Source organism: Rhizobium sp. BK176 (assembly GCF_024808055.1).
In genome coordinates, this window is record NZ_JANUBV010000010.1 from 142,564 (window position 1) to 168,493 (window position 25,930).

Annotated in this window: 24 protein-coding genes and 1 pseudogene; 13 read left to right on the forward strand and 12 right to left on the reverse strand. The window is 57.7% G+C overall.

The features are described 5' to 3' along the window. Positions 1-16: 16 nt before the first annotated feature. The 4 genes from FHT76_RS25980 to FHT76_RS25995 form a co-directional block, all read right to left on the reverse strand. The gene (locus tag FHT76_RS25980; protein WP_183756122.1) at positions 17-739 is read right to left on the reverse strand and encodes a metallophosphoesterase; all 723 of its coding nucleotides are present in this window, start codon (positions 737-739) and stop codon (positions 17-19) included. After that, positions 729-1,556: a hypothetical protein gene (locus FHT76_RS25985; protein ID WP_405049292.1), complete on the reverse strand. Its 828-nt coding sequence runs from the start codon at positions 1,554-1,556 to the stop codon at positions 729-731. The genes FHT76_RS25980 and FHT76_RS25985 overlap by 11 nt, the downstream gene beginning before the upstream one ends. 147 nt (positions 1,557-1,703) lie before the next feature. Beyond that, complete coding sequence (gene glgX / locus FHT76_RS25990; protein WP_259129586.1) at positions 1,704-3,782, reverse strand: glycogen debranching protein GlgX; 2,079 nt, start codon at positions 3,780-3,782, stop codon at positions 1,704-1,706. Positions 3,783-3,881: 99 nt separating this feature from the next. Next, positions 3,882-5,072 carry an MFS transporter gene (locus FHT76_RS25995; RefSeq protein ID WP_183756124.1) on the reverse strand — a complete coding sequence of 397 codons (1,191 nt, stop codon included), beginning with the start codon at positions 5,070-5,072 and terminating at the stop codon, positions 3,882-3,884. 712 nt (positions 5,073-5,784) lie between these two features. Between FHT76_RS25995 and FHT76_RS26000 the strand changes: the two genes are divergently transcribed. Continuing rightward, the gene (locus tag FHT76_RS26000; protein WP_183756125.1) at positions 5,785-6,282 is read left to right on the forward strand and encodes a hypothetical protein; all 498 of its coding nucleotides are present in this window, start codon (positions 5,785-5,787) and stop codon (positions 6,280-6,282) included. Here the strand turns inward: FHT76_RS26000 and FHT76_RS26005 are convergent. Together FHT76_RS26005 and FHT76_RS26010 are read right to left on the reverse strand one after the other, a co-directional pair. After that, complete coding sequence (locus tag FHT76_RS26005; protein ID WP_183756126.1) at positions 6,274-6,900, reverse strand: response regulator transcription factor; 627 nt, start codon at positions 6,898-6,900, stop codon at positions 6,274-6,276. The genes FHT76_RS26000 and FHT76_RS26005 overlap by 9 nt on opposite strands. Position 6,901: 1 nt before the next feature. Next, complete coding sequence (locus FHT76_RS26010) at positions 6,902-8,290, reverse strand: sensor histidine kinase (protein ID WP_183756127.1); 1,389 nt, start codon at positions 8,288-8,290, stop codon at positions 6,902-6,904. A gap of 1,069 nt (positions 8,291-9,359) precedes the next feature. On the opposite strand from FHT76_RS26010, the gene FHT76_RS26015 reads away from it, so the two are divergent. From FHT76_RS26015 to FHT76_RS26025, 3 genes are read left to right on the forward strand one after another with little or no spacing between them, the layout of a single operon-like run. After that, a complete protein-coding gene (locus tag FHT76_RS26015) occupies positions 9,360-10,112 on the forward strand; it encodes an ImuA family protein (RefSeq protein WP_183756128.1) in 753 nt (250 codons plus the stop codon). Continuing rightward, a complete protein-coding gene (locus FHT76_RS26020) occupies positions 10,033-11,544 on the forward strand; it encodes a DNA polymerase Y family protein (RefSeq protein WP_183863995.1) in 1,512 nt (503 codons plus the stop codon). The genes FHT76_RS26015 and FHT76_RS26020 overlap by 80 nt, the downstream gene beginning before the upstream one ends. Beyond that, the gene (locus tag FHT76_RS26025; protein WP_183756130.1) at positions 11,541-14,804 is read left to right on the forward strand and encodes an error-prone DNA polymerase; all 3,264 of its coding nucleotides are present in this window, start codon (positions 11,541-11,543) and stop codon (positions 14,802-14,804) included. Before FHT76_RS26020 ends, FHT76_RS26025 begins: the two co-directional genes overlap by 4 nt. Before the next feature lie 217 nt (positions 14,805-15,021). Here the strand turns inward: FHT76_RS26025 and FHT76_RS26030 are convergent. The 3 genes and pseudogenes from FHT76_RS26030 to FHT76_RS26040 all read right to left on the reverse strand — a co-directional run bounded on the left by FHT76_RS26030 (position 15,022) and on the right by FHT76_RS26040 (position 17,142). After that, a pseudogene (locus FHT76_RS26030) lies at positions 15,022-15,310 on the reverse strand (PRC-barrel domain-containing protein). 117 nt (positions 15,311-15,427) lie between these two features. Then, positions 15,428-16,105 (reverse strand): Crp/Fnr family transcriptional regulator, encoded by a 678-nt coding sequence (locus FHT76_RS26035; RefSeq protein ID WP_246712692.1) that lies wholly within the window; start codon positions 16,103-16,105, stop codon positions 15,428-15,430. 620 nt (positions 16,106-16,725) lie between these two features. Beyond that, entirely contained in the window at positions 16,726-17,142 is a 417-nt protein-coding gene (locus tag FHT76_RS26040; protein ID WP_259185976.1) for a hypothetical protein, read from the reverse strand. A gap of 231 nt (positions 17,143-17,373) precedes the next feature. Between FHT76_RS26040 and FHT76_RS26045 the strand changes: the two genes are divergently transcribed. The 3 genes from FHT76_RS26045 (at position 17,374) to FHT76_RS26055 (ending at position 18,900) form a co-directional block, all read left to right on the forward strand. Then, positions 17,374-17,835: a YbhB/YbcL family Raf kinase inhibitor-like protein gene (locus FHT76_RS26045; RefSeq protein ID WP_259185977.1), complete on the forward strand. Its 462-nt coding sequence runs from the start codon at positions 17,374-17,376 to the stop codon at positions 17,833-17,835. Positions 17,836-18,361: 526 nt separating this feature from the next. Continuing rightward, the gene (locus tag FHT76_RS26050; RefSeq protein ID WP_183756135.1) at positions 18,362-18,559 is read left to right on the forward strand and encodes a hypothetical protein; all 198 of its coding nucleotides are present in this window, start codon (positions 18,362-18,364) and stop codon (positions 18,557-18,559) included. Between the two features lie 146 nt (positions 18,560-18,705). Next, positions 18,706-18,900, forward strand: a complete 195-nt coding sequence (locus FHT76_RS26055) for a hypothetical protein (RefSeq protein ID WP_183756136.1) — start codon at positions 18,706-18,708, stop codon at positions 18,898-18,900. Between the two features lie 199 nt (positions 18,901-19,099). Here the strand turns inward: FHT76_RS26055 and FHT76_RS26060 are convergent, their stop codons facing one another. Next, a complete protein-coding gene (locus FHT76_RS26060) occupies positions 19,100-19,999 on the reverse strand; it encodes a LysR family transcriptional regulator (RefSeq protein WP_183863999.1) in 900 nt (299 codons plus the stop codon). A 130-nt stretch (positions 20,000-20,129) separates the two neighbouring features. Between FHT76_RS26060 and FHT76_RS26065 the strand changes: the two genes are divergently transcribed. The 4 genes from FHT76_RS26065 to FHT76_RS26080 all read left to right on the forward strand — a co-directional run bounded on the left by FHT76_RS26065 (position 20,130) and on the right by FHT76_RS26080 (position 22,967). Beyond that, complete coding sequence (locus tag FHT76_RS26065; protein ID WP_183756138.1) at positions 20,130-20,609, forward strand: carboxymuconolactone decarboxylase family protein; 480 nt, start codon at positions 20,130-20,132, stop codon at positions 20,607-20,609. A gap of 58 nt (positions 20,610-20,667) precedes the next feature. Further along, positions 20,668-21,420, forward strand: a complete 753-nt coding sequence (locus FHT76_RS26070; protein WP_183756139.1) for an SDR family oxidoreductase — start codon at positions 20,668-20,670, stop codon at positions 21,418-21,420. Between the two features lie 55 nt (positions 21,421-21,475). Next, a complete protein-coding gene (locus FHT76_RS26075) occupies positions 21,476-21,898 on the forward strand; it encodes a cupin domain-containing protein (RefSeq protein ID WP_259129575.1) in 423 nt (140 codons plus the stop codon). A 91-nt stretch (positions 21,899-21,989) separates the two neighbouring features. Beyond that, positions 21,990-22,967, forward strand: a complete 978-nt coding sequence (locus FHT76_RS26080) for a mechanosensitive ion channel family protein (protein WP_259129573.1) — start codon at positions 21,990-21,992, stop codon at positions 22,965-22,967. Here FHT76_RS26080 and FHT76_RS26085 read toward each other — a convergent pair. Continuing rightward, positions 22,950-23,438 carry an Rrf2 family transcriptional regulator gene (locus FHT76_RS26085; protein WP_183864001.1) on the reverse strand — a complete coding sequence of 163 codons (489 nt, stop codon included), beginning with the start codon at positions 23,436-23,438 and terminating at the stop codon, positions 22,950-22,952. The genes FHT76_RS26080 and FHT76_RS26085 overlap by 18 nt on opposite strands. A gap of 32 nt (positions 23,439-23,470) precedes the next feature. Continuing rightward, positions 23,471-23,701 (reverse strand): hypothetical protein, encoded by a 231-nt coding sequence (locus FHT76_RS26090; RefSeq protein WP_259129570.1) that lies wholly within the window; start codon positions 23,699-23,701, stop codon positions 23,471-23,473. A 123-nt stretch (positions 23,702-23,824) separates the two neighbouring features. Between FHT76_RS26090 and FHT76_RS26095 the strand changes: the two genes are divergently transcribed. Together FHT76_RS26095 and FHT76_RS26100 are read left to right on the forward strand one after the other, a co-directional pair. Then, positions 23,825-24,043 (forward strand): DUF982 domain-containing protein, encoded by a 219-nt coding sequence (locus FHT76_RS26095; protein ID WP_259129567.1) that lies wholly within the window; start codon positions 23,825-23,827, stop codon positions 24,041-24,043. Positions 24,044-24,673: 630 nt separating this feature from the next. Then, a complete protein-coding gene (locus FHT76_RS26100) occupies positions 24,674-25,921 on the forward strand; it encodes an ATP-binding protein (RefSeq protein ID WP_259129566.1) in 1,248 nt (415 codons plus the stop codon). Positions 25,922-25,930: the final 9 nt, after the last annotated feature.

Genomic DNA, 25,930 nt, shown 5'->3' on the forward strand with positions numbered 1-25,930 from the left:
GTTTCGTCAGTAGAGCTTACAGATCAAGGATCGCGTACGGCTTCCCGTTCGGTTTTTCGACGTGGGCGGCGACATTGTAGACCGGAGCCCCCCGCGGGGTTTTGCCCTCATAGGTACCGTGGTGTGCATGACCGTGAACGACTGCGGCTACATTGAAACGATCGATGGTTTCCGCAAGTCTCGAGGATCCGAGAAACGGATAGATTTCCGGGGGCTCACCTTCCACGGTCTCCGCAATCGGAGCATAGTGAAGCACCACCATTGCCCGGTCCGAACTGATCCTGCGCATTGCGTTTTCCAGCCGCATGGATTCGTCGATGCTTTCGGCGACCATGGCCTTGATGGCGCTTTCTCCAAAAGACCCAAGCATATGGCGGCCAAAGCCACCGGCAAAACCCTTGACACCGACGAACGCCGCACCGTCTATCTCGGTCGGGTTTCCGTCAAGGAGTACCACTCCCGCATCGGTCAGTACCGTGGATACTTCCTCAACCATCCCGCTTTCATAATCATGGTTGCCGAGAACCGCGACAACCGGGATCGTGCAGCTTCTGAGATCCGCCGCCAGCAACTCGGCCTCCTTTGGTTTGCCGAGATCTGTCAAATCGCCGGCTATGACCAAAACGTCCGCGACGCCTGATATTTCTGTGAACATGTCCTTGTAGGAGGTTTTTCCATCCTCCTTCACATGCAGGTCGGCGACTGCCGCCACCTTGAGCTTGCCGGCACTACTGGTCATCATCGATCTCCCAATTGCCTCGCATCTCGCCTTCGCCACCGACATCCGCAAAGCCCCACTCCTTCACGTCGATTTCGTAGTCGACACGGGAGTACATCCGCCCGCGGCAGATGCGCATTTGCGGCAGGGGCATGTCGCATTGGGTCTTCAGGCGATCAATCAGTTCATCCAGGAGCCACTGGGGAACCCTGTCTCGCTCGGTAGGATAAATCCATCGAAAGTTGAGGAGATGGATCAGAAGCACTTCCCACTGCACCTCGAGGTATCCGAGCAGTCTTGCCCAATCGATTTCTTCGCTGGCCCGCAAGATGACGTGGGCGATGTCAGCACCATCATAGCGGTGTCTCAGTTGAATGAAGCATTTCGACCAGATCAGTTCAGTCGGACTGACGATGCGGACGGGAAACCCGCATAATTCAATCATCCGGGCGTCATCGAACCACGCGTCGCCGACCGGCATCGTGCCATTGGATGAGGCGAAGATGACATCAAAAAAGTGCTTTCCTTTCAGCACTTTCCCGATCCAGCGCTCGTCCTCGACCGCGATCTCGTAATCACGCTCCCTGAAGTAGCCAAGGATGCGCCCGCAGTCTCCGGCCTTGCAGAATATGTCCAGATCCTTGGTGAGACGGGAGATGCCCGTATAGGCACTGACGGCGTAAGTCCCTGCGACCAGAAACGGTATTTCGGAGGAAGCAAGTTCCTCGATCGCCTTGGCGACGAATGGCTCGGCGTCAGGATCGATCAGCTGCGGGATGGCCCGTGCCTTCATCATCGGACTGTCTGAAGTCTCGGATGTCATCGGGGGTACGCTCATCCAAATTCCTCTGAAGCGGTCGCTTCCATCAACCCGCGAAAGCGACTGATGTTCCGGAATGGATTCTTAACCGGCCGGGCGGGCGCTTGCGGTTTTCGACAACAGGGGTACGGCGCGAAACACAAGCACGGAGCTTCCGTCTACCGCTCAAGCTCGCCTCAAGATGACAAGGCTTCTGGGTTCCAGGTCATAGTGATCGGTGTCGTTGAGATCGACCCTCTCCACGTCAGGGTCGGCGGTCGTAAGCTCCAAAATCCATTGGCCGTCTTCCAGTGATGGAAGATTGAACGGCACCTGACCGTCGTGAGGGTTGAACAGCACCAGCGCCTCCTTCCAGGCATTTTCATTGCCATCGAGCTTGGTGGTCAGGCGCAGCCCAAGTGTCGTGCTTCCCTCATCGTCCCAATGGTCTTCGGTCTGTTCACCGCCGACAGGGTTGAGCCAGCTAATCGTAAGGTCGTTGCGCCAGCTTTCACGCCGCAGTAGTGGTTGTTCCTGGCGGAGCGCAATCAGCCGAGCTGTAAAGACGCGCAGAGCCTGTGCGCTGTCCGGCAGCCCTTGCCAATGCAGCCAGCTTATATCGCTGTCCTGGCAGTAGCCATTGTTGTTGCCCATCTGGCTGCGGCCGAATTCGTCGCCAGCCAAAAGCATGGGAACGCCATGGGACAGGAGGAGGGTGGCGAGGAAATTTCTCTTCTGGCGATCGCGGACAGAATTGATCCCATCATCGTCGGTGGGGCCTTCGGCGCCGTAATTGAAGCTTCGGTTGTGGTCGTGGCCATCACGATTGGCTTCACCATTCGCTTCATTATGTTTTTCGTTATAGGAGACCAGATCGTTCAGCGTGAACCCGTCATGTGCTGTCACGAAGTTAACACTTGCCCAAGGTCTGCGCCCGCGGAAGTCGTAAATGTCACCTGATCCGAGCACGCGTGCGGCAAAGTCGCGCGCGGTTCCGTCTTCATCCTTCCAGTAGTCGCGCATTGTATCGCGGTATTTGTCATTCCACTCGGACCAGCCGGGGGGAAAACCACCGACCTGATAACCGCCCGGTCCAATGTCCCAAGGCTCGCCAATCAGCTTGAGACGGGAAAGGACCGGATCCTGCCCAACCGCATCGAAGAAGCCTCCTCGCTGGTCGAAACCCTCTGGTTCCCGCCCGAGGATGGTGCCGAGGTCGAAGCGGAATCCGTCGACATTCATGACCTGCGCCCAGTAGCGCAAGGAGTCCGTGATCATTTGCAGGACACGGGGATGCGAGGTGTTGACGGTATTTCCGGTGCCGGTGTCATTGATGTAGTAGCGTGCTTCGTCGGGCATCGTCCGGTAGTAGGAGAAGTTGTCGATACCCTTGAACGAAAGGGTTGGTCCGAGCTCGTTTCCCTCCGCAGTATGGTTGTAGACGACATCAAGGATGACTTCTATCCCCGCATCATGGAAAGCGCGGACCATATTTCGGAATCCTGAAAGGCCATGGGGCCCGTAGTAGCGCGAAGCCGGAGCGAAGAAGCCGATCGTGTTATACCCCCAGTAATTCCTCAGCCCCTTGTCGAGTAGGTGGGCATCATCGGGAAAATAATGGACGGGGAGAAGCTCAATGGAGGTGATTCCCAAGCTTTTCACGTACTCGACGACGTCCCGGGTCGCCAAGCCCTCAAACGTGCCCCGCAGCTGTTCGGGGACGGCAGGATGCAATTGCGTCATCCCCTTCACGTGTGCCTCGTAAAAGATCGTACGTGACCAGGGTATGCCGGGTTTGAGATCGTCGAGTGAAGTGAAGTCGTTCGGGTCGATCACACGGCATTTGGGCATGTCGGGTGCGCTGTCGGCTCCATTGAAGGAAAGGTCCTTTTCCTCGCTTTCGAGATCGTAGCCGAAGCAAGATTGACCCCAATGGATGTCTCCGACGAGCTCCCGCGCGTATGGATCAATGAGAAGCTTGTTGGGATTGAAGCGATGGCCGTTTTCCGGATCGTAAGGCCCGTAGACCCTGTAGCCATAAAGCGCTCCCGGTTTCAGGCCAGGGATGCGACCGTGCCAGATCTCGTTGGTGTATTCCGGAAGCTCGATACGGTGTTCGTTGCCGCCCTCTGCATCAAAAAGACAAAGCTCGACCCGTTCGGCATGCGCCGAGAAGAGAGCAAAGTTGACACCATCAGCGTCAGGTGTCGCGCCGAGAGCCAAATGGTCACCTGCCTCGACGTCGAACCCAGATTTTTGCGGCATAAAAGTCCCCCAAATGTGGTCAGCGGGACAGGAACACAATTTCCGTCCGTTTGTTCCACCGGTGCCCCGACATGAGCAATCGATCAGGTTCGGCTTGGTTCATGACCCCAGAGTAATGCCGGGACGGCTTGCGTTCTGGGCGATCATGACTTTCCGTTGATAGGAGAGAGATCGGACGCACAAAAGCGCAGTCAGGATGACCGGAAGGCAAATGAAAAACGCGGTGCGAATGCCAGCCTGTTCGGCGACGAAGCCGAGGAGAGGCGGGGCCAGGAAAAACACGACGAACGACATCTGACCCAGGGCTGCGACGTTGACATGGGCTGCCCTGTCGACTCGTTGAGCGGCTGCCGAGACAGCAAGAGGATAGACGGCACTGCATCCGGCACCCATCAACGCGAATCCGACCAGTGCGATACTCTGGTGGGGCGACAGTGAAACCGCGCAAAGACCCGCGGCAGATGTAATGAGAAGGACGACGGCCACGGAACGTGAGCCAAAGCGATCGACAAACGGGTCTGCAAATAACCTTGCCAGGGCCATGAAGAAGGTGAAGAGGGTAAGGCCAAGCCCCCCGACGAATGGTTCCGACTGGAATACGTCGCGCATATAGATGGCCGACCAGTCGATGCCTGCTCCCTCGACAAGAAATGCAGCAATTCCGATCAGGCAGAGGGGCAACAGGCCTGCCGTCGGAAGAGCGATATGCCCGGCATCGACATGTTCGGTGTTCGGTTTGGCCGGGGCATTGCGCATTCCACCAATGACGACCCCACCAGCGACAAGGACGAAGGTGAATGTCAGCGCGAGATGGAGTTGCATTGACATTCCCGCCTGACGGAGAGCAGCCGATATGAGCGCGGTGACGAAGAAGCCAAGGCTCCAAAACCCATGGGCCCTGTTCATGACCCCGCGGCCCAGCTGGGCCTCTATGCGATCAATTTCGACGTTTAAATTTATCTCGAGTGCACCGGCCAACAGTCCCTCCAGGAAGAGGAGACCGAATACGAGCGGGGCAGCGGTCATCCATGGCACGAGCGCAAGCAGAGCGGAGGTTCCAAGAACTGTTGCGAATGCCGTCGTGCGTGCACCAAGGCGGGCAACGAGCGGGGAGGAGAATGTCAGTGACAGCAGAGCGCCGATTGCGGCGCCGATCAGTGTCAGGCCCAATTCCGACTTGTCGATCCGCAGGGCATCCTGAAGATCGGGCAGGCGCGACAATGTCGCTCCCATCGACACCGCAAACAGGAAAAAGCAGATATAAATCCGCTGTTGCGGCTGAATGTGCATGGCTCGCTCCGGAGAATCCCTAGCGATTTCTACCCGAATGCGACCAGGGTCTGCAATCGAAGATAGATGTTCGGATCGGTTATTGGCCGATCAATCTCTCATTGCGTGCGATCGGAGCATCCTATGGCTCGTGACCGCGTCTGGCCATCCCTGAGGTGCCAGGGTGTTGCCGGTCTGGCCTCGAGCAGTGCGCGATCAGTCTGCACTGATCATCAGCGCAGGTCGGATGTCCACGGCCGAATCCTTGGTGGTCCTTTCATCGTTAAACTGTCTTTTGGCGTTCCGATTGCCTTGGTTCCTTCGGCTGCCTCTTCCGTCGCCCCGTGGTTTTATTCCGCCCGTGCCCAGTGATCACGATGTCGGCCTTTGGGGCCCGCATCCTCCCATATATGATCGCAGCGCATGCGCCGCCGCTGTTCCTTTTCGTCCAAGCAAAGCTCCTTCTCGCAGTACAGTTGACGATCCTGGAATGAGGCAGACCGGTGACGACAATGTGCAGTTAAGGAGAAGACGGCGTCGCCGTATCATACTCACCCTAGGTGTTCCTGAACGTCGCGTGTAAAATCGGACCCACGTTTTATGAAAAGTCGGCAATATGGGACCAAAGTCTTGCGCCCCCACTCCCATAGGTCTGATGCCCTCCTAGTTTGGAAACAATACAATGATCTAACGCGTATTGACTTGCGTAGCTGATACCGAAATGAGGCATGCCATGATTCTTTCCAAACGCTCTTTGCTGAAGCTTTTTGCAGGCACCGCTGGAATTGCGGTCGCTCTTCCGTTCTCTGCATCAGCGAAAGACAATGGAAACGGCAATGGCAACGGCGGCGGTAACGGAAACGGCGGCGGAAATGGGAACGGCAGCGGCAACGGAGGCGGTAACGGCGGCGGAAACGGAAACGGTGGCGGGAATGGCAACGGCGGAGGAAACGGGAACGGGAAGTCCGGCGGCGGCAACAACAGCAACAACGGCAACGGTGGTGGCAGTGCCAGCACAGGGAACGGTAGCTCGAGTTCTACGTCCAGCGGATCGACGGTGACGCAATCGAGTGAGGGCAGCGATGGCTCGATCAATGTCCGCCACGCCAACGGGATCACGGAAACCCTTCGCAAGGGTCGCTACATCATGCGGGATTCGAAGGGACGGACAATCATCAGTCGGGGTGCAACCGCCGACGATGCGCGGCGGCTTATCGGCATTCTACGCTAGTCTGTCTCGCCACCGCATAGCGGCTTCAGTCCTGTTCGAGACCCCAAGCTTGGTCAGGATCTGGGTCATGTGATGCTTTACTGTCTTTTCCTGCAGGTCGAGCTTCAGACCAATCCGCTTGTTGGACAGACCCATTGAGACGAGATCGACAATCTCGACTTCGCGTGGGGTCAGCACGGTTTCGGCCGAGCGATGACGCTGCAGGGACTTCTCCATGATCTTTGCCGTCATCGCCGGACTCACGGCTCGTGACCCGCGAAGAACAGAAGTGATGGCGTCGATCAATCCCCTCGCACCCACGCCCTTCAGGACATAGCCGAGCGCTCCGAGACGCAGGGCCGTAACCAGGCTTTCGACCTCTTCAGATGCCGTCAGCATGATCACTTTGGTCGACGGACTGGTATCGAGAACGTCTGAGATGGTAGAAAGTCCGTTTCCTGGCATGGAAACGTCAAGAAGCAGGATGTCGGGGTTCAATTCGCGGGCGATCCGACAGGCGTCCGCGCCACTTGCGCCCTCGCCAACGACGACAAAGTCCTTGTTTTCAGACAGGCTTCGCACGACACCCTCACGAAAGAGCGGATGATCGTCGACAACGCCGATACGAGTTGATGCCATTCTAGTCTTCCGCCTCCATCGGTTCAAAGCTCATGGTCAAAGTCGTGCCATCAGGGCCCGACTGCACCTCGAAAACACCTCCGAGGCTGTCGATACGTTCCCTAAGACCGACCAGTCCCAGGCTCGATGGCCTGATTTCCTTCGGATCGAAGCCCTCGCCTCTGTCGCTGACTTCGATGCGCACATATCCATTGTGCGATATTGCCTTGACTGCCTGCTGAACGCCGCCACCATGCCGATAGGCGTTGTTGAGCGCTTCCTGGATGAAGCGATAGATGCAGATCTTTACAGCGGGCGCGAGATCCGGGTCGTCGTCGTCGATGGTCAGTTCGACGACTGTCTCGGTCTTGCTTTGATGAGCCTCGACAACACGGTTGACGATTTCCCGGATCGAGGCGTTTTCGATCTCCGGCAAGACAAGCCCTCGGCAGATGCTGCGGATTTCCGAGATCGCCTCTGCAAGGCTAGAGCGGATCCATGACAGCTCTTCATCCCGAGCGGCAGGCGCGGTTGCCGGATTGACGAGGAGTTCGCTGTCCAGCCTCAGCGATGCGTAAGCAATGTGCTGGGCGGGGCCGTCGTGAAGGTCCGCGCCGATGCTTCGCAGGTAGGTTTCGTTCAAGGCTGCGGCACGCTGGTATGATTTCTGCAGCCGTCGCTGCAGACCGCGGTTTTCGCCGAGCAATACGGAAAGCTCGTCTACGCGTGCTCCGAGTGCCACCCGTTGTGCTTCGATAATGCGGCTACCACGAAAAACCAATGCCGAAAGGGCGAGGAAGAACACCGCTATTACGCCGGCGACCGCAAGCCAGCTTCCCAATCGCGCCTGCGTCAGGCTCTCCTCCAGCCCTTCTGCACTCTCATAGAATTCCAGTACCGCAACGGCCTCTCCCGACCAGGGTTGAAGGACGGGATTGTAGATTTCCATGAGCGGCCTGCCGTAGACCCGCTCTTGCGCGCTTTCTGGATCGGTTGGAATTTCATATCGGGCAACGAGAGTGCCGGAGAAGGCCTCGCGTAACTTGTCAGTGACCGGAAACGTCCTTCCGACCAGCCCTTTTTCGTTTGAATAGAGGATGGTGCCATCCCGGCGCCACAACTTGAAGGAAACGAGTCTGCGGCCCAACGCCCCCTGGCCAAGGGTCTCATCCAGGGCGCGAGCCGTGGCGTCGTCGAGAAGGCCTTCCTTCTGCATGTCCGGCAACAGGGGGGCGACCACACTATCCACATAAAGTGCGGTGGTCGCACCTGCATTATGGATGACGGCCCCCTGGATGAAGTGGGTCACCAGCAGCCCAACCAGGAACATGGCAATGGCGGAGACGATGCCCCCAGCGAGAAAAAACTGCGAAGCGAGCGTTTGGTTCTTCCAGCGGCCGAGCCAGTTCATCGATGACCTGACGGGGAGGGTAGCTGATGGACATGGGATAGATAGGGCATGGATATTACTGCGTACTATCGATGAAACGGGCGCCTGCAACGCCTCCCGCAAGCTTTCCTGCATCACCGGGCATTGTCTAACGACACACATAGAGCAGCCCGGCCGAGAGTACAATCCATGCCGAAAAAGGTGCCTTTCGGCGCGCGCAGGCCATTCGAATTTGCTGTTTATCCTGCAAGACGTCTTTCCCCAATCCGGCTCCTGTTAGCCGAATTGCTCTCAAACGACGGAGCGTGACTTAGGTTCCCGGGCTAGGACTTAAGTCTGATGAAAGCCTCAGGAGCGCATCCAGAAAGGAAGTTTGCGCGGACTGTCTTACCTCCGTTATCGTTCGGCGGTGGTGCCTCGGAGCAACAATCGCGGACGCCGTTCTTCGGACCAGCACAACGATCTGAGTGGTCCTGTTTGGCGGCCACGGATCACGATATATCGACCGTCCGGGTGTGGAGAGGCGTTGTTCTGTCCTTCATCATGATGGGATCCGCTCAACGGGCATTTTCGTCCCGATGCCGCTCCTTGCGCGTTTGCTTTCTCTTCTCCGTTAGGCGAGGCGGATGCCGGACAGGTTGGACGCTCGACTGCCATTTCGTTGGCCGCAGCGAGAAACCGGAAAAACCGCTGCGTTCGCCATCCCTGTCGCGTCCGGTTGACACGGCCCGCGCTCGGGGAGGGAATGGGTAGCAACAGGAAAAGGTTCCTCGCGCGGTCTCCAGATTTGCCTAAGCTTGTTACACCCTCCGCAGGCAGCCATAGCTCGTCAAAGAGAATTCCACAGGCACGGGCGCTGATGCAAAAATTCCTTCAGTGGCGCAAAACCTTCCGTGGCGCAAAGGCGGCATCCTCTTATCTAGGAACTTGATTCATCTGACGAATCCTCATCACACCCCAAAATGAGGAATAATTTCCTGTTTTGAGCATCTTGACGACGTCGGCGGAAAGGAACAGAAGAAGAACATCACCGTTATGAACGACATGAATGTCGTCCCTCTTAATGCGATTTCGGAAGGATTCGCCAACGATGTCGGCTGCTCGCCAGGACATTCTCTCGGATTTGCGCGAGCGCATCTCCTCCTTGGAGGGGGGAGCGTCCAGGCGGGCGGGCAGCCTGTCGTTCGGCGTGCCCGAAATCGATCGGATCCTGCCTGGCGGTGGTCTCGCCTATGGCGCGCTACACGAATTTGCAGGCGGCGGATGCGGGACGGTCGACGGAGCAGCGGCAGCCTTGTTTGCCGCGGGAATCGCCGCGCGTACGCGAGGAAAGATTGTCTGGTGTCTGACACGTCCGGACCTCTTCTTTCCGGCGCTGGCTCAGGCGGGTCTTCATCCCGATCGGGTCATCTTCGTTGAAGGCGATCGGGAGGAGGATGTCCTTTCATCCATGGAGGAGGCGCTTGGGTATGGTGGCCTCGGTGCGGTGATCGGAGAACTTGTTCGGCTACCGATGGTCGCTTCGCGACGTCTGCAGCTGGCAGCCGAAAGGACCGGCACGATGGGGATTGTTGTCCGGCGGTGGCGCCGTCAGACCGAAGCGAACGACTTCGGCCAGCCGACGGCCTCGGTCACACGCTGGCGGGTCAGTGTGCTGCCGAGCGCAGAATTGCCCGTTCCGGGCGTCGGACGTCCAAGGTGGTTGCTTGAATTGATGCGATCGCGGGCGGGCGAATGTGCTGAGTTTGAAATTGGAGCCTGCGATGACAAGGGTCGTATCAATATATCTTCCCTATCTGGCAACCGATCGGATTCGTCGCGCCGATTCCGGCATTCCGGCTGATCAACCGATTGCGGTGATTGAACGAAGAGGCCCGAAGCGATGGGTCTCGGCTGCTGACGCCGCGGCGCAGAAAGCGGGGGTCCGCATCGGCATGCAGGCTGCCAAGGCACAGGCGCTCTTTGCCGGACTGGCGATGATTGACGCAGACGCCGCCGCCGATGCCGAGGCTCTCAGGCGGATAACCTTATGGGCGCTGACGGTGTACTCGCCGATCGTCGCGGTCGATGCGCCAGATGGCATTGTCCTTGACACGGAAGGCGCCGACCATCTTCAGGGAGGAGAAGCGCCGATGTTGACGCGTCTTGGCAATCAGTTCCATGCCAGGGGTCTGACCGCACGCATTGCCGTGGCAGACACCTGGGGCGCGGCGCATGCCTGCGCGCGTGCGGCGAGAACGCAGACAGTTGTTGTCCCTCGCGGCGAAGCCGCCGGAGCAACCGAGCGGCTTCCAATCTCTCTTCTGAGATTGCCGGAGCCGATCGTGTCAGACCTTCGCATGCTGGGTTTCAGGACCATCGGAGAGCTTTCTGCAACGCCCCGTGCCCCGCTGGCGCTTCGGTTCGGACCTGAAATCGGCCGGCGCATTGATCAAATGTTCGGCCGGCTGTCGGAACCTATTGAGCCGATCCGTGCGCCGGAGTGGATCGAAGTCTCGCGCGCTTTCGCCGAACCTATCGGCGCGGCCGAAACAATCAACAAATATGTGGGTCGCCTGATCGTTCAGCTCGTTGCCGAACTGCAGCGCAAGGGGCTCGGCGTTCGCAGGACAGACTTGATCGTCGAGAAGGTCGATGGCAGTAGGCAAGCAATCCGCGCCGGCACGGCGAAACCCGCGCGTGATATCGCATGGTTGACGAAGCTCTTCAGGGATCGCACGGAAAAAATCGAGCCGGGTTTCGGTATCGAGAAGCTTACACTTGCCGCCGTGATCACCGAGCTGCTGGCCGAAGAGCAGCACGCGTCGTCGCTCGTGGAGGAGAAAAACGAGGACATCACGCCCCTCATCGATATCTTTGGCAACCGCGGACAGCGTGTTTATCGTGTAGCTCCGGTCGCGTCCGACGTTCCCGAACGGAGTGTGCGGCGCATTTCGGCTGCGGCAGCCGAAGTCGAGGAAACCTGGGTTCATTATTGGCCGCGTCCTGTCCGATTGCTTGATCGCCCTGACCGGATAGACGCCATTGCCCTTCTCCCTGACCACCCGCCAGCAACCATTACGTGGCGCGGCAAGCGACATCGCGTAAGACGGGCCGATGGACCGGAGCGGGTCTTCGGTGAATGGTGGACGTGCGATGCCGAGTTCACAGCAGTGCGCGACTACTTCATCATCGAAAACGACGCAGGCGAACGACTGTGGATTTTCCGTAGCGGGGACGGCATCGACCCCGAAACCGGCAGCCATAAATGGTTCCTGCATGGGATCTTCGCATGAGATATGCCGAGCTTCAGGTCACCACCCACTTCAGCTTCCTCCGGGGCGCATCATCGGCCGACGAGTTGTTCTGGACCGCGAAGGAGCTTGGAATTGAAGCTCTTGGCGTGGTCGATCGCAACAGTCTTGCGGGTGTCGTGCGGGCCCTGGAGGCATCTCGTGCGAGCGGTGTGCGGCTCGTCGTGGGCTGCAGGCTTGATCTTCAGGACGGCCCCTCCCTTCTTGTTTACCCGACCGACCGATCGGCCTACTCTCGTCTGACCCGCCTTCTCACGCTCGGAAAGAGCCGAGGAGGAAAGGGCAACTGCATCCTGACGCTTGATGATGTCGCCCGTTACGCCGGGGGCCTCATTTGTGTTCTCGTTCCTGATCTCCCGGATGAAACTTGTGCGATCCAGCTTCGAAAGCTGGCTGAGGTTTTCGAAAACCGCACCTACCTGTCGCTGTCGCTGAGGCGACGGCCGAACGATCAGATGCGACTCCACGAGTTGTCCATTCTTGCGGCAAAGTTCAGGGTTCGCACTGTCGTGACGAACGATGTGTTGTTCCACGAACCCAACCGTCGGCAACTCCAGGACGTTGTGACCTGCATCCGCAATCACACCACCATCGATGATGTCGGCTTCGAGAGGGAACGCCATGCCGACCGATATCTAAAGCCGCCTGAAGAGATGGAACGTCTGTTTCCGCGCCACAGCGAAGCACTCGCGCGAACGATGGAGATCGTCGAGCGATGCAGGTTTTCCCTTGAGGAGCTGACTTACCAGTACCCCGAGGAAGCCATCATGCCAGGCATGGATGCTCAGCAGTCGCTGGAGCATTATGTTCGCGCGTGTATTCCGGACCGCTATCCTGAAGGTTTGCCGCAGAACGTGCTCAGGGTCATCAGACATGAGCTCGAGCTCATCAAGGAGATGCGTTACGCTCCCTATTTCCTGACGGTTTTCAGCATCGTCAGGTTCGCCCGCAGCCAGGGGATACTTTGTCAGGGCAGGGGATCGGCAGCAAATTCCGCCATCTGCTATATCCTCGGCATCACCAGCATTGACCCGGAGACCAACGATCTCCTGTTCGAGCGCTTCGTCTCCAGGGAACGCGACGAGCCTCCCGACATCGACGTGGACTTTGAGCATGAGCGTCGGGAGCAGGTCATCCAGTGGATTTATAGGACTTATGGTCGCGACAAGGCCGCGCTCTGCTCGACCGTAACCCGATACCGTGCCAAGGGTGCCATCCGCGATGTCGGAAAGGCCCTCGGCCTGCCAGAGGACGTGATCAAGGCGCTTTCGTCGGGCATGTGGTCCTGGTCAGAAGAAGTGAGCGATCGCAACATAAGGGATCTCAACCTTAACCCTGCGGACCGGCGCCTGGTGCTGACATTGAAACTGGCTCAGCAGCTCATGGGCGCCCCGCGGCACCTTGGCCAGCACCCCGGCGGCTTCGTTCTTACCCATGACCGACTGGACGATCTCGTTCCCATCGAACCGGCGTCGATGGTCGACCGGCAGATTATCGAATGGGACAAGGACGATGTCGAGGCACTGAAGTTCATGAAGGTCGACGTTCTTGCCCTTGGCATGCTCACCTGCATGAACAAGGCGTTCGACTTCATCCGGACCCATAAGAACGACGATCTAGATCTCTCGAATATCCGGCAGGAGGACAGCGCGACATATGCGATGATCCGCAGGGCCGACACGCTCGGGACTTTCCAGATTGAGTCCCGCGCCCAGATGGCGATGCTCCCGCGGATGAAGCCACGGACATTTTACGACCTTGTCGTACAGGTCGCGATCGTCCGGCCTGGTCCCATCCAGGGCGACATGGTCCATCCATATCTGCGTCGGCGCGAGGGCAAGGAAAAGGTCGAGTATCCGACCCCCGAGCTCGAAGCCGTGCTTGGCAAGACCCTCGGCGTCCCGCTTTTTCAAGAGAGTGCCATGAAGGTCGCGATGGTGTGCGCAGGTTTTACCGGTGGTGAGGCTGACCAACTGCGCAAGAGCATGGCGACCTTCAAGTTCACGGGCGGCGTCTCGCGCTTCAAGGACAAGCTTGTCAATGGCATGATCAACAATGGCTATACGGCGGAATTTGCGGAGAAGACATTCTCTCAGCTCGAGGGTTTTGGCTCGTACGGCTTTCCTGAAAGCCACGCGGCATCCTTCGCGCTCATTGCCTATGCGTCCAATTTCGTGAAATGTCATTACCCGGACGTCTTCTGCGCTGCGTTGCTGAATTCACAGCCGATGGGGTTTTATGCGCCGGCTCAGATTGTCGGCGACGCACGAAATCACGGTGTCGAAATACGCCCGGTCTGCATCAATCGCTCGCGATGGGACTGTACGCTTGAGCGCATTGGCAATACGGAACGCCACGCCGTCCGGCTTGGCATGAGACTGGTCATGGGACTGGCGGTCGTCGATGCCGCCCGCATCGTCGCAGCGCGGATGAATTCGCAATTTGAGAGTGTCGACGATGTCTGGCGCCGGTCGGGTGTTCCGTCGGAAGCCCTTGTCCAGCTCGCCAAGGCAGATGCCTTCCTTCCTTCGCTGACGCTGGAACGCCGCGATGCAATGTGGGCGATCAGAGCCCTGAGAGATGAGCCCCTTCCCCTATTTGCGGCCGCAGCCGAACGCGAGATGAAAGCGATCGCAGAACAGCACGAACCCGAGGTCAAACTGCGACAGATGACCAGGGGTCACAACGTCGTGGAAGACTACGGCCATGTCGGCCTGACGCTTCGCGAACATCCTATAGCGTTCCTGAGGAAGGATTTGATAGATCGCGGGATCGTCACCTGCAATGACGCGATGAATGCGGGTGATGGCCGCTGGCTTATGACGGCGGGCCTCGTGCTGGTGCGGCAGAAGCCAGGCTCCGCGAAGGGCGTCATGTTCATCACGATTGAAGATGAAACCGGTCCTGCCAACATTGTGGTCTGGCCGAGCCTGTTCGAGAAGTGCCGCCGCGTGGTCCTCGGCTCTTCGATGATGGCGATCAACGGCCGCGTGCAGAGGGAAGGGGATGTCGTTCACCTCGTTGCACAGCAGCTTTTCGACCTCAGCGGCGAACTGTCAGGCCTTGCCGACCTGGATATGTCAGTCCGGATCCCGACCGGACGCGGCGATGAGTTCACCCATGGCTCGCCAGGCAGTCCGGATTCGCGCGAAAGATCACCATCGACCGTCCGGCCCAGAGATATCTTCGTTCCTGATCTGCACATCGACACATTGAAGGTGAAGAGCCGGAATTTTCACTAAGGTCACTTTCGCCATGAGACAAATCAAGAACTCTGTTCAAAGCCCTATCGGCGCTGAGGGCAACGCTCGAGCGATATCACGCGTGAGCAGTTCGAATTCCACGGCATGCCATTAAAGGTGCATCAACAGCAAAAAACGAAAACATCTTTTGAACTCAATAAATTACTCGATGAAAAGGCGCTAAAAAGGCCCGACGTTTTCGACGGGCCTTGGTATTTCAGTCGCGATGCTCGGGCATCGCCTTTAGCTGATCCTCCGTCCACGTGGTCACGGCGTGGACTTCGCCGTCTTCATCTCTCATGAAATCAAGCTGGCTTGCAGGCACTGCCACTGGTTTGGCGCCGAGGCCGAGAAACCCACCGACATCGATAATGACAGTGCTGGCTTCGCCGACGCCGTGAACGTGATCGACCTTTCCGACCTTTTCCGCCATATACGCTCGCCCCTTCAAGATTATCAGGGACGAGATCCGCAGTGCTAAGCCGAACGTGATTGGTATGGTCCATTTCTGAAGCCTCCGCCTTGTTGGAGTTATCCAACCCATATCCGGCGGTATTGTTCCTGCAACAGTGGGTGGACAAGGGCGTTCGGCGGCCCCTCACGCCGTCTCGTGCAGAGGGCGCTCACGTCTTACCGAGAAGTCGTTCGAATTCCTGCTCCGGCGTTCCATAGCAACCTGCGGCGAGGGCTTCGAGACCCCTTCGATCCCGCACGATCACAGAACCACGGCTAGAGCGAATGAGGCGCTTGCCTTCGAGGACATGCAAGGTCGTGGTCACGCTTGGTCTGCGCACACCAAGCATAAGGGCGATATACTCGTGGGTAATGGCCATCTCCTCGGAGTGAAGCCGATCGTGACACATCAGGATCCAGCGCGCGAGCCGTTGTTCCACATCGAATTTGGCGTTCGCCAGCGAGGTATAGGCCACCTGGGTGGCAAAAACGTGCATAAATTTGATCATCGGAACCTGAAGGGTCGAACTTTTCAGGGTTGTCTGGCGCATCGCCTCGACCGACACCCTGTATCCGGTTCCGGCCACATGAATTTCAATCAGGTACGGAACAATGTCGTCGCCTATGATCGTGGCAGTCGGAACAAATCCTTCCCGGCCGAACATGCCAGCTTCCGCCATCTGTCCTGTAGGGCCGACCGCCATCACCGATCCGATGCCGCTTTCCGGAAAGTACAAGAAGTCGAGTGTCTTGCGCGGCTCCGCTATCCGGAAGTTGGCGGGCAGATCGACGGCTTCCAAATGCTTCGCGAGAAGATCGAAATCGTCGGCTGTCAAAGCCTTGAGCATTCGGTTGCTAACGTCTCCTTGCGACGGCATATCAGACTCTCCCCTGCCCGTGATCACCCGTTACCAACCGAGACAAGGCAACAGGTAGCGCCCCACATGCCAGAATAGGTCTCGCACTGTTCGGTTCAAGTACGATCACGTACACACGTTCTTCATTGACCTCCAATATACCGTCGCTGCCATTTATCCTGCTAAACCAGATCGAAAGGTTGGTGATGTTCAACAGGCGCATTCGAGACAGTGAAATGGCAATGCTTCAGTGAGCCTTGAAAAGCCATTGCCGGCTGCTCATAACGGAAACGCGTCGAGAATCCTTTGCATCGAAGCGATGGATCTTTTCGCTCATGGTCACCGGACCCAGAAGAACTTACCAGCCTGTTGATTTCAATTTCCCGGACTACCAGCGGCTCTGACCGACGCCCGACCTTCGCCATCCAGCAGCGTCAGCGGCTGCAATCGATGATCGTCCATGCTGCTGACCGTGCGGCCCGCCGCGCAGGAGTGTCGGGTCGCGTTCAGGCTGAGGTGCCTGAGGTATGGCCCTTTAGAATGAAGTCCCGATTCCCAGCTTCCGGAATTGGTCGAATAAAAACCGAGCGCGGGCCCGGAGCGATTGGCTCCTAAAGGCAACGCGTGGCTACTGTTTCCCTGTGCCGAGTGACCCGACCATGTTCAGCGATCTCATAGGACAGCGCGTGCTCGTCGTGGAAGACGACTATCTTCAGGCCGTCGATATGACGCTGGCGCTGGAGGAACAGGGAAGTGATGTCGTCGGGCCCTTTCCCCACCTCGATGGCGGCTTGGCCGCACTCAATCTCGCGAGCATCGATGCCGCTGTTCTCGATGTTCATCTGTTGTATCGACACGTCTTCCAACTCGCTGATTGCCCTATGAAGCAAGACATTCGGTTCCTTTTCGTTACCGGCTACGACCCGATCGAGATCCTGGATCGCTTCAGAGGGGTACAATGTCTTCTGAAACCAGTGGGACCCGGAGAGATAATGGTGAGGCGTGCTGCGGTTATAGCCGGGCGCCATTAGATTTCGTCAGATCCCACGGATAAGGAGTCGCGATTTGGAGACCGCTTGTGTTGCCTGGCGCGCCTCATGCCGCATCGCTATGACAATCCAGGATGACTGGCGAGACGTCTGGAACTTTCGTGTCGCAAAGTTGCTGGGCCATCCATTCAAATCGCAGTGGGCGACCGATGCCAGTGCTGCCGGCGAATATATTGCCGAGGCGACCCTCGAACCCACCTGGAGGTCCAGATGCCGTTTTTGAGCAGTTCCGCCTTTGCGAACGGAGGCCCAATTCCCAAAAAGCATACCAGGCTGGGTGAGAAAATAGCGCCGGCATTGTCCTGGTCCGGAGCGCCGGACAATGTCAAAAGCTTCGCCATTGTCATCGAGGACCCGGATGCTCCTTATGGAACTTTCCGGCATTGGGGCGTCTATAATATTGCGCCAACAAGCAACGGCCTGCAGGAAAGCAGCGATACAGCTAACGGCAGCGGGTTGCGGTTTTCAGACAACAATTTTGGCAATAGACGTTACGATGGACCAGAACCGCCGCGAGGACATGGCGTCCATCACTACCACTTTACAGTTGCAGCGCTCGACGTGCCGAATCTCACTGTGCCGGCATCAGCAGCTATCGAAGCGATGTGGGAGGAGGTGCAAAATCAAATGCTGGCAAAATCGTCCTTGATGGGAACATTCCAGCAGGTGTGAACGGCAGGGAACGGGCGATCGCACCCATCCCTTGATCGCAAGCAAATTCCCGACGGCGGCCGGGCAAGGGAAAGGGTAGGAAGGCGATGCCGTTAAAGCGCGGAAGAAGACCGCCAGGTCCACGCAATCTCAGCCGAACCGTTTCGAACCGGCCAGGGATGCGTTAAAGGACATCCGGCTTCGGTGCCTTTCGCGCATCCCTGCTTTCATCCCGTTCCGTCAGCTAATGCAATTGCTTGGTCCGGTGAACCACCTTTTTTCTCGCACCTGCGGTAATTGTCATATGATTAATTAACGCTAAATAATTACAGAAATCAGTTGCTTAATGGATAGTTCTGGCATAAATTTTTATGGCTGCCGTTGGCCTTGCCAAAGGGAGTGATGTCTTGTCCATCCGACTAAAGTTCTTTGTGACGGTGCACCATGTGCGTTCGATCCGATACCGGCTCTCGAGCGTGTATTGACGCGTCCTCTTTGTTCATTCCACTTGCTAGATGTGACGCCCATGACGGGCCAGGGATTGGTTATGCAAAGACAAGCTGTCGTCTTTAACGGTCAGGAAGTCGGTATTGCGGTTCCAGTGGATAACCGCCTCAAATTCATCGCGGTCCGTTTCCAGGTCATCGACCTGGACAACGAGGTGTTCGACACGGTGACTGAAATCAGGCGTGCAATAAGAGACCACCTAGCATCTCGTGCTGAAACCACGGCCACCTCACACTGACCCTTGGTATAAAGAACCTTCCAAAGGGACAGCGCGGGTATTATCGTGGATTTTCGGTGGCCGCACTACTACTGATGGTTGCTCTGTCGTAAATCCTTCATTCGATCTTGCTAAAGATGCGCCGAGGTTCAGTGTGCAGGGCGTTTATGCAAAGGCAAGCAGTCATTTTTGGTGGTCAAGAGGTCGGTATCGCTGTCCCCGCCGACAGCCGGCTGAGATTCATCGCCGTTCGTTTCCACGTGATCGACCTGGATAATCTGGTGTTCGACACGATCACGGATATCCATCGGGCGATCAGGCAGCATCTTGCCGTCGCTCGCGCTGCGAAGGCTGCGGCATAAGAACACGGCATTCTCACCTCTTCTGCTCGATCACTTTCAGCAATTTTGCCAAGTGAACAACGCATGGCCGGCGTGAAGAAACCAGGTCTGTCGTTGCGGCCGGATTGCGAAGGATGATCATCGTCCTCAACGCTCGAACGCGCGATCATCGCGCAACGATGCTTGACGCTTAACACCGTTGCTCTTTATTGGCGCGAAATCAGGAGGCCATAAACGGATCGTCCCTGACGGCTTCGACGAGGAAGTCGAGAACGGTGCGAACCCGCAAGGGCAGGTTCTTTCGTGACGGATAGACAAGGTTGATCGGCAGCCGCACGGGTGGATAGTCCGGCATTGCATTGATCAGCCGGCCTGCCTCCATATCGGGATATGCCAGAATATGCGAAAGCACGGCAAGGCCGCCTCCGCTCAAGACCACGCGGTGCACCGCAAGGGCGCTGTTTGCGACCAGACGCGGCGAGATGCGAACGGAAATTTCGTTTGAGCCGTCTGAAAACAGCCAGGATCGGCCATCTCCGGCTCGGCTGTAACAGATACAGTCGTGCGTGTTGACCTCGGCCGGAGCCTTTGGAACTCCCCGGCGTTCGAGGTAGGCGGGGGCTGCGCAGAGAAAGGCTGTCGTCCACCCGATCCGGCGACACATGAGGCTGCTGTCAGAGACAAGACCGAGCCGTACCTCAAGGTCGATGGCTTCTCCGATGAGGTCTGATGGCTCCTCCCGGAAAAGGAGTTCGACCACCAGGCCAGGATGGTGGTCGAGAAGCTGCGCAAGTCGGTCGCTCACATAAAGGCCAAGTGGGGCGGGCAAGGCGAGGCGCACACGGCCCATGGCATTGGCTGCTTCGGCACCCGACGCCTCATTGAGTGAGTCCACTGCGTCGATCACCTTCAAGGCCATCGTAATGATCTGCTCACCCTCGAGGGTCAGGGCGAGCGCATTCGTGGTGCGATGGAAGAGGCGGATGCTGAGGTGCTCCTCGAGCGCGGAAACCTGCCTTGAAACGGCTGGCTGCGTCAGGCCGAGATCGGCTGCCGCTGCAGAAAAAGATCCTGTCTCGGCGACCCTCATGAACGTCCTCAGCGCGCAAACGATGTCCATCCCACTTTACCCGTACCGTTCGACATAACCCTTATGTTCCGAGACTAGACCGCAAACGCTTTACTGTCCAGCAATTACGGATATCTTATATCCATAAGGATGACAAATATCCTTAAATAAGGAGACGGACATGACCCAGCGCCTGAACTACGCACAGCAATCCCCGGAACTTTTCAAGAAGCTCTCCGAGCTCAGCATGAGCCTCAAGGAAAGCGTCATCGAGCCGAAGCTCCACGATCTGGTGCAGATCAGGGCGTCGCAAATCAACGGGTGCGGCTTTTGCCTCGATATGCACGTGAAGGAAGCCAAGTTGCATGGCGAAACAGAGCTACGCCTTTACCACGTCGCGATCTGGCGCGAATCGAACCTGTTTGCCCCGCGCGAACGCGCCGCACTCGCCTGGACTGAAGCGCTGACGAAGCTTCCGGAGGGTGGAATTCCCGACGAGCTTTACGAACGCGTTCGAGGCCAGCTCTCAGAAAAAGAGATCTCTGATCTGACCTTTGTAGTTATGGTGATCAATGCCTGGAACCGCGCCAGCATTGCGTTCAAGTCGGTGCCGGGCTCCGCAGACAAGCTTTACGGCCTCGACAAGGCAGGCTTGAACTAAGCCCCTGTCCTTTAGCCACCAACCACCGCGGCCTGGCCGCAAACCGGGGAGAAGTCCCATGAAAATCGTTATTATTGGCGGAACCGGCCTGATCGGTTCGAAGACGGTCGAACGCCTGCGCAAGCAGGGGCATGATGTCCTTGCTGCCTCTCCGAACACGGGCGTCAACACCGTGACCGGGGAAGGTCTGGCTGCGGCATTGGTCGGTTGCGATGTTGTCGTCGACCTCGCCAACTCACCATCCTTCGAAGATAAGGCCGTCCTCGAGTTCTTCGAGGCCTCCGGGCGCAATCTTCTTCGGGCCGAAAAGGATGCCGGCGTCAAACATCACATCGCGCTGTCGGTTGTCGGAACCGAGCGCCTGCAGGAGAGTGGCTATTTCCGGGGCAAGCTTGCGCAGGAAAAGCTGATCAAGGCATCGGCGATCCCCTACACCATCGTACACTCCACGCAATTCATGGAGTTTGTGGGCGGCATCGCCAAGTCCGGAACGGTCGGCGATACAGTGCGGTTGTCACCGGCCTACATCCAGCCGATCGCATCTGACGACGTCGCCGCCGCGATGGCCGAAGTTGCCGTCTCTGCCCCGATCAACGGGACGGTGGAGATCGCCGGCCCCGAGCGTTTCCGGCTCAACGAACTCGTTGCGCGCTATCTCGAAGCAACTGGCGACGGGCGGAAAGTGCAGCCGGACCCGGAAGCTCGATACTTCGGCGCCCGGCTCGACGACGGTTCGCTCGTCTCTGACAACAATCCCCGACTTGGCCAGATCACGTTCGAACAGTGGTTTGCAATGGCCCAGCGCAATTGATCGGCCGACTTGTGCCGCCAACAGGTGCGCAATCGTCCAGAACAGGAGAATGACAATGATCAGATCAATCATCGCCTTTTCGTTTCTCGTTGCGGGACTGTCGGGACCGGCCAGCACTCACGATGCAGTTGCCGGCGAAGCGTCGAAAGTGACCCTTGTGTACGAACATGAGCTTCCGAATGTACCCGGTAAAAGCATCAAGGGCGTGCTCGTGGAGTACGGCCCCGGCGGATTTTCAGAGGGGCACACCCATCCGAGCACGGCCTTCATCTATGCGACAGTGCTGGAGGGTTCGATCCGCAGCCAGGTCAACGATGGACCGGTCAAGGTCTACAAGGCAGGTGAAAGCTTCTCGGAAATGCCGGGGGATCGCCATGGTGTGAGCGAAAACGGCAGCAAGACAGAACCTGCCAAGCTTCTTGCTGTCTTCGTGGTCGATACCAGTGAAAAGGAACTCACCTTTCCCATGAAGAAATAGTGAGGGGAAAGCGGGGCGCGGTGCGGTTGAGCATCGTGCCTCTTTTACCTTTCTTTTGGGGTGCCAAAGAATATGAAAGAGGGAACATCCGTTGCTGCCGCTGACGTTGATCAATCTCCTGGGAATTGCCGGCATTGCTGTCTGGCATCTTCAGGGCAGCGGCCGACCGACGGCCAGACTTGTCGTGCAAATCTTCTTCTTCACTGCCATGACCGTCGTTCTGGCAGTAGCCGGAATCATGCCGCACCGGGTCGACGACTTGCAGCTCACGGGCTTCAGGGCCGGCATGGCTACCACTGCACGCGTCCTGTGGTGGACTCACCTCGCCTGGACGCTCATCGGTTTTGTCCGCATTTACATCGTTCTTGAACGACGTCCGCGCGAGGCGCGACTGTTGCAGGACCTCATTGTTGCGATCGTCTATCTCGGCGTAGCGCTGTCCATACTGGGCTTTGTGTTCCAGGCGCCCATCGGCACTCTGATCGCAACCTCGGGCGTTGTCGCGATCATCTTCGGCCTTGCGCTGCAGAATACGCTCGGTGACGTCTTTTCCGGGGTTGCATTGACCTTGGGACGGCCCTTTGCAATTGGCGACTGGATCGTGCTCGGCGACGGTACCGAGGGAAGGGTTATTGAGAACAACTGGCGGTCCATCTCCCTGATCACCGGCGCTCACAATGTCGTAGTCTTGCCCAACAGCGTGCTCGCCAAGGTTGGGCTCACCAATCTCAGCCGGCCCGACGAAAGTCATCAGATCGCGCTTCTTATAAGAATTGCGGCAAGCCACGATCCGGAGCAGGTCGAAGAACTCATGCTCACCGCGCTTCAAGCCTGTGATGCGATCGTCAAGGATCCGCCGCCCGTCGTCGCACTGAAAGCGATTGACGCAGTAGCGATCGAGACGGAGCTTCAGTTTCGTGTCACGAGCCCGGCAGCCCGGACGCCCGCCCGAAACGAAGTGATCGCTTCTGTTCATCGCCATTGCAGGGAGAAGGGATTTTTCCTGGCGATGCCGCTCCAGTCCTTTCCCGCCAGGATTCCCGGAACACCATCATCCGGCGCGCTCTAGCACCCATTCAAAACTGCTCTTCCAAAGATCGCGCGGAATATCCCTGGAAAGCGTCTCCACTAGGTCGGAAAGTCTCACGCTGCGGAGCTTGTCCCGCCACGCTTCGTCGGCCTCCCACATTATCCGCGCGACCGCGCAAGGTTGGTCTTCGCAGTATCCTGGAGGTCTGCAGGGGTTGTTTGCCCGGATGTTGTTGCAAACGAAGGTTCTGGCCTTGCCTTCCACGGCTTCGACGATATCGAGAAAGGTCAGTTCGGCGGGCGTTCTGGCCAGCCGATACCCGCCCGTCGGGCCAAGGGTCGTATGCACCAGTCCTGCCTGCGAAAGTCCTTGCAAGGCCTTCGAGAGGTATTCCTTCGGAAGCCCATGGAACTCCGCCAGAGCTTTGGTGGATAGATAACGGCCCTCTGGCAGGCCTGCGAGAATGGCACAGCAGTGGAGCGCCCATTCGACTTGGCTCTTGAGATTCATTGAAAGATCCGAAAGATGCTGATTTGCATCTATTAAGGATATAGACTATCCCTATTGGTCGCAGGTGTAAACTGCCAGATCACTACCATGAAACCGAGAATTAAGGCAGGCCCGAAGGACTCGAAGCGGGCCTTCACAAGGTTGCGCTCGATGAGCTTCAAGCGCGGCGCCTGAAGATCGATTGATGGTTTCCACTCGCTAGACTTGCGTTCGCCGTGGCGGGCTTTGCAAAACCGGAATTCGGCCCGCGTCTCCTTCGCCAACGGGTTCTCCTTGAAGGATCGACGGGGGTCTGGATGTTCCTTTAGCGTGTCGACGATTGAACTGAGGCGGCCGCTACCCATCTATCGGGGAGGTTGAGCGGATGCCCGAATTGGAGAGAGACCATGTTGGTACACCGATGGGAAAAGCCTCTCGTGTTAGGAGACAGCCGCATTCGTATTGTTGTCGGCTCCCCAGAGGAGGCGTTGACGTGGCTCATCCATGAGCCGCACCAGAGCGCTGCCAAGTGGCAACGAGCATGGAACGCGTGCCAAGCGGTGGTTGACGGTCGGATGAACGCTGAAGACGCCAAGACCGCCGTCGAGCTCGCGGCTGCGCATTAAGGCACTGGTCATATCCATATGTCCTCCATCCTTCGATGATTGACTTACAGCTTCTCGCAGCTCGCGCTGTTTCGTGTCGCGCTCGTTCCATGTCGGCGCCGATGACGACTGGACGCACTCTAAACGACTTTGAAAGCGCCAGCACTTTCCTTGGGGGGCGTTCTCATTGATCCCGGACTTATGTTCGCCCTTCCGGCCGTTTTGAGCCTGTCGATCCGCCAGCTTCGAAAGGCCTGAATTTCCATGCTGTAGAATTCGAAGCTGAAAATGACGGGAACTGGCCGGAAGCATTTTGTCGCCACCTTGCTGCACTCGGCATTCACCTTGCCGAGCAGCTTGTCGCTACATCGGTTGTCATCTTGTGCCTGGCATTTCCGCCGAGCCTTGAAGGCCGGCGCGCCCGCATCACAACAATGGGAACGGATCCGATCCGGAGGACGGACGTGACATGTACATTTGCGCTGCCGAGAATTCCGCTATATCCCGATCCGAGATAGCCGCGGATAAAATCCGAATTGGACGAGCTTGAAATCCGAATTGGACGAGCTTAGAATCCGAATTGGACGAGAGAAGGTTCCGAATTGGACGGGATAGGGCAGGCCGTTGTGCGCCGCATGTCTGGGGGATTCAATGACTGGAAGACAAGCACAAATGCTCTATCCCAGGGGCGCAGCAGAGCGGATCCGCACCGCCTTGAAGGACACTCCGGTCGTCTTGATCAATGGACCACGCCAATGCGGAAAAACGACGTTGGCACGAACCCTGCTGGAGCCGGATCGACCCTATTTTACCTTTGACGACGAAACAACATTGTCGTCCGCCAGGACCGACCCTGTCGGGTTCATTCGGCAGATCGACACTGCCGTCATCGACGAGGTTCAGCGGCTTCCTGAGATCCTGCGCGCGATCAAACAGGCCGTCGACAATGATCGCCGACCCGGCCGCTTTCTGTTGACAGGGTCGGCGAATATCCTTGCTTTGCCGACGGTATCGGAAAGCCTCGCCGGGAGAATGGAAGTCGTTACCTTGCTTCCGCTTGCCCAGTCAGAAATCCGAAACGTCACATCGAATTTTCTCGATACGGCATTTGCTGGCGAGGTAACCGCTCCACGCGAGCCGTTTACCGGAGACACATTAATCGAGCGCTGCCTGATGGGCGGCTATCCCGAAATGCTTGCCCGCCAAGATCCGCGGCGCCGCTCCGCCTGGGCCCGAGACTATATCCGCGCCATTGTCGAGCGGGACGTGCGCGACATTGCCGATGTCGAGCGCCTGGATCGGATGCCGCAACTACTGCGCGCACTCGCGCATCATTCCGCACAGCTGCTGAATTTCACCCAACTAGCCGGCCAGGTTGGCCTCGATGACAAAACAGCCCGCCGCTATATTGGCCTGTTTGAGCAGGTATTCCTTGTCCGGCGCATAGAACCCTGGTTTCGCAATCCCCTCAAACGTCTCGTGAAGACCCCGAAGCTCCTGTTTCTTGATAGCGGTCTTCTGGCATCCCTGATCGGGGTCACAGCAGATCGGATCAGACAGGACCGTTCCTTATTCGGGCCGATGCTCGAAACCTTTGTTACAAGCGAGGTTCTAAGGCTCTCGACCTGGAGCGACGTCCAAACGCGGATCCATCATTACCGCGACAAGGACCAGGACGAAGTCGACATCGTCCTCGAAGACGAAATAGGTAACATTGTAGCATTTGAGATCAAGGCCTCGGCCACCGTGACACCGGCCGACTTTAAAGGTCTCAGAAAGGTCGCCGCAGCGACGGGAGCGGCTTTCACAGCGGGATGGGTACTCTATGACGGCGACAAGGTTTTGCCGTTCGGGGACAGTCTTGCAGCAGTGCCTCTCTCTTGCCTGTGGAGCGCTTAGTCGCACGGC